The sequence below is a fragment of the Nocardiopsis lucentensis DSM 44048 genome (assembly GCF_000341125.1).
Taxonomy (GTDB): domain Bacteria; phylum Actinomycetota; class Actinomycetes; order Streptosporangiales; family Streptosporangiaceae; genus Nocardiopsis; species Nocardiopsis lucentensis.
This window is the reverse complement of record NZ_ANBC01000893.1, coordinates 1-782: the sequence shown is the minus strand read 5'-3', so window position 1 is coordinate 782 and position 782 is coordinate 1. Positions and strand designations below refer to the sequence as shown.

Genomic DNA, 782 nt, shown 5'->3' with positions numbered 1-782 from the left:
GAGGCCTCGGCCGACACCGCCGGCGGTGGGCCGGGACGCCCCGGAGCCACGTTCGCGGTCCCGTCGCCCGGTGGACCCACGATGGACCGACGACCGCCCCTGTGCCTCCCGGGGGACGAGTCGGAGCTCGTGGACCTCCTGGCCGGAACGGCCGCACGGGGTGACCCCCCGGCTCCCACGGTGGCGGTCATGGGCGGTCGGGGCGGCGCCGGGGCCACCCTGACCGCGGTCGCCCTCGCCTTGGCCGGCGCGCGCGGTGGACGGGACACCGCGCTCCTGGACGCCGATCCGCTCGGCTGCGGACCGGACGTCTACCTCGGGTGCGACCTCGCCGCTCCGGCCGATCCCGGACACCGGACCGGATGGGACGACCTCCTCCACCGCGACGGTCGGGTGCGCTGGCACGACCTGCGCTCCGGCCTGCCCGGCGCGCTCGGCGTCTGCGTGCTCACCTGGTCCCGTCGTCCCGACGCCTCCGGCGACGGCGCCCCCGGGATCGACGTCACCGAACGCGACGCGCTACCCGTCGACACGGCCCGGGCGGCCCTCGGCTCCGCCCGGGAGGGCACTGGACTGGTCGTGGTCGACCTCCCGCGGTCCTTCGACTCCGCCACCACCGAGTTCCTGAACCGGGCCGATCGCGTCCACGTCGTCGTCCCGGCGGACGTGCCGTCCGTGGTCGCCGCCTCCCGGGTGGCGCCCCGCTTGCGGGCGGAGGCTCCGGGGGTGAGCGCCGTCGTCATCGGCGCCGGAGGAGAGCTGACGGCCGACGTGATCGCCCG

General features: G+C 77.4%; 1 protein-coding gene. It reads left to right on the top strand.

The genetic code is table 11. From position 1 onward, the window contains the following. Positions 1-81: 81 nt before the first annotated feature. Positions 82-782: septum site-determining protein Ssd (gene ssd / locus D471_RS37070; RefSeq protein WP_338045370.1), on the top strand; the 701-nt coding region annotated here is incomplete at its 3' end.